Genomic DNA, 3277 nt, shown 5'->3' with positions numbered 1-3277 from the left:
TCTGTCCAAGCAAAAAATCCCCGAAGATCCCGAGCGCCCCGCCCTGCAGCATCGCGGCCGGCCACACCTCCCAGCGCGTCGGATCCGGCGGCTCGCGCCCCTTCGCCACCTCCTTTGCGGCCATCGCCACGTAGCCGAGCACCGTTCCGGTGACAATCAGTGCTGCCAGCCCGCCGTAGTCGCCACGCCCGTAGGCGAGCTCGCCGACCGGCCTGGTCAGTACCGTCGTCGGAAACTGCTTGAACTGGGTGATGAAGCGGAGCGCCTCACCAAGCGGGGTGCCCGGCTGCGTGCCCTGGGTCAGGATCGACCGCTCACGAGCCGTGGGAGTCGGCACCGCCGTCTCCGTGCGGTCGACCAGATAGGCGCGCAGCGCCTGCTCGAGGTCCTCGCGCACCCGATTCACCTGTCCGGGCTCGATTCGTGCCCGGGTGGTGCTGATCCGCTCAAGGTCCGCTTGCGCCCCCGAGGCCGCCGCACCGCCCAGGCGACGGCGCTCGACGAGCCCGGAAGCGATCATGTAGTCCTTGATCGCTTCCGCCGGCACCGCGCGCACACCTGACGGATCGAGGTAGTTGCGCCCGTCGGCGGCGTAGACCGGCATTTGGCCCATCAGGCGCCACTCGCGCTCACCGATCCCGTATCCGGACAGCGCCCCGCGCAGGTGCTCGGCGAGGTCACCAAACGGGCGGTTCCGGAATTTCGCCAAGTCGTTGGCAATCGCCAGCCCGACGCCCGTCTTCTGCGCGTCCGTCCACCACGCCAGCATGTTCAAACGGAAAAACAGCCTCTGCACCTTGTGCAGAGCACCGGGCAAATCCTCGTTGCCGGCAAAGCGCGCGGCAATCGAGCCGATGATTCCGTCCATCCCCACACCGATCGCGTTCGCGACCTGACGACGCTCGCCCGTGGTCCGCCCGGCGCCGATGCTGCGCACGCCCTGGGCGTAGCCGGCGCGCAGCGAGCCGCCGCGCCCGCGTGCCTCCGCGCCCACCATCGCCAGGTCAGACACGCTCGAGATTACAGCGCCGCCGAGCTTGGCCATCGACTGCACCGCACGCACCGTGCTGCCGACGCGGGCCAGCAGCAGGTTCCCCGGGATCCGCGTCTCGCCTGTGATCTCGGCAAACTGGTAGTCGTGCTGCCTCGAGCGCAGGCGCGCGAGCAGCTTCGGGTTGCCCTCGGCCGCCGCCACCAGGCCGGCGCGCTCGGCCTCGAACATCGCGCGCGGGTTGGTGCCCCATCCCTCTAGCAGCCCGATGGTCTGCGAAGCCTGCTCGAGACCATGCAGCACACCCTCGAAAAGCGACCCCCGGCCGAAACGGGCGTGGTAGTCTATGAAGTCGTCGGCCGTGGCGAAAGGCAGCGTCCGGCGCTGCTCGCTCACCCGCTTCGCGAGGTTCGCCGCCCCGGTAAACCCGGCGGCTATCTCGGCACCGTCGACCTCGTCGACCAGGTGCGCCAGGTGGCCGCCGGAGATGATGGTGGTCCACGCGCCCTCGAGAACCTCGTTGACGTTGCCGTGCGGCGCCAGGCGGTCGAGGTCGAGCTTGGGCATGATAAAATCGCGCCAGGCCTGGAAACCCATTTTTCGCATACGGTACTCGTCGTGCGACTGGCGGAAGATGTAGCCCGGCAAATTCCGGATCCACGCCCCGCGGGCGTTCTGGGCCGCGCGCGAGGCCTGGCTGTACTTGTGCAGAACCTGAGCGATCACGTAGGCCTCGCTCGACCCGGTCACGTGCTTCCTGCCCACGCCGGGCGGCCTGCCCAGCTCCCACATCTCCCGGGCAATCTCGCGGTCGAGCGCATGGGTCGACAGGATCTTCAGATAGGCCGGGTCTGCCGCGTTCAGATCGTGCACCAGGCCGCCAACGAACTTGGCGCGCCACGCGTTCTGGCGCGCGTCGACCGAGAGCCTGTTCCCTGAGAAGCGTCTGTTCAGCCCGACATTCCACGCGGTCAGCGCGTCCGACGGATCCGCCCCCTCGCTGACGGCGCCGGCGACGTGACGGCGAAACCGCGCCCGGGTCGCGATATTCAACTTGGCGTTGCGCCGCTCGATCCGCGCGCCTTCGCGCAGGTCCTCGGCCAGCTCCTGCGCTGCCCGGGTCTCGGCCGTCGCCGCATCGAGCCCGGCCGCCGTCTTCGAGCGGGTGCGCTCGTCAAGCGCCTGGGCGATCGCCTCGACGTCGCCGAGCGACAGATCGCGCTTCACCGCGCGCCTGACGGCATCGATGCATTGCTCGGTTCTGCTCATCGCTCCCTCCGATTAGTGCCGAGCCGGCTCCAATCAGCGGGAGATCTCACTCGGCCGCGCCACGTGTTGGTGCCGATACGGCACCACTGCTATCCGATTCGGCACATCGCCAGCGCCTCGACGCCGGCGGCAAACTCCTCGGCCGCGTCGAAGGCCTCGTTTAGCGAGGCCAGCTGCGCCTGCTCCTCTTCGGTCAGATCCAGAATCGAGAGCTGGGCATCGGCCTCGGCCTCGAGGCGGGCCGCCTCGCTGCGCGCCGGCGCACCGGCAGGATCCGCACCGGGGTCGTCGCCCCGAAACAGCGCCGCCTCCCCGACCTCCGGATACTGCGCAATCCAAGCGTCCATCTCGGCGCTGGCGCCGGCATCGGCGATCTCGTCGGCCTCAATCATGGCCTGACGTTCGGCATACTGCTCGGGCGTGATGCCCGGGTCACCCGGCTCGAGCGGCGGCGCGGCGCCGGCGACCTCGTCGGCTCCACCCTCTCCCGACAGCAGCCAGGCGACCTGGCGCGGGGTCATCCGGGAGACATCGAGCCCGGCTCGCGCGAAGCCTTCGCCGACCTCCTCGAGTGCGAGCGCCCGGCTGTTGTCGGCACCGTCCGAGAGGATCAATCCGGGCGCAGCCGCATCGTCCTGGACCGCGGCGATGAATTCCTCCGCGGTGCCCCCCTCGCGCAGGTAGCCCTCTTCGACGGCGCCGGAGCGCAGGGCGTCGGCCGGCAGTCCGCCGCGCAGCGCCAGGTTGTTCAGGCCGGCGGCGCGCAAATTGCCGGCGAGCGGATCGTCACGCGCCACCCCGCCGCGCCGGCGCACCCACTGCGACAGCGAGAGGGGTGCGGCGCCTCGCGGCAGCTCGCCGCGCACCACGTCGCCGGCGAGCTGCATCAGCTCGCGTGTCGGTGCGAAACCTTCCGGAACAGCAATTTCTGGAGCCGAAGTTTGCCAAGGCTCCGGCACTGCGGCGCGCAGCCGCTGGCGATCCGCGGCCAGGACCGCCTCGGGGCCGCGGGCCCCC

General features: G+C 70.0%; 1 protein-coding gene. It reads right to left on the bottom strand.

Annotation, left to right across the window (positions count from 1 at the left end; translation table 11 throughout):
* Window positions 1-2260, bottom strand: a 2260-nt coding sequence (locus F4X08_12705) for a hypothetical protein (GenBank protein ID MYD26662.1), incomplete at its 3' end; no start/stop codon positions are given.
* Window positions 2261-3277: the final 1017 nt, after the last annotated feature.

This window comes from Gemmatimonadota bacterium, from assembly GCA_009841265.1.
In the GTDB taxonomy this organism is placed as follows: domain Bacteria; phylum JAAXHH01; class JAAXHH01; order JAAXHH01; family JAAXHH01; genus JAAXHH01.
Note: the sequence above shows the minus strand (reverse complement) of the source record. Positions and strands in the feature narration are given on the sequence as shown.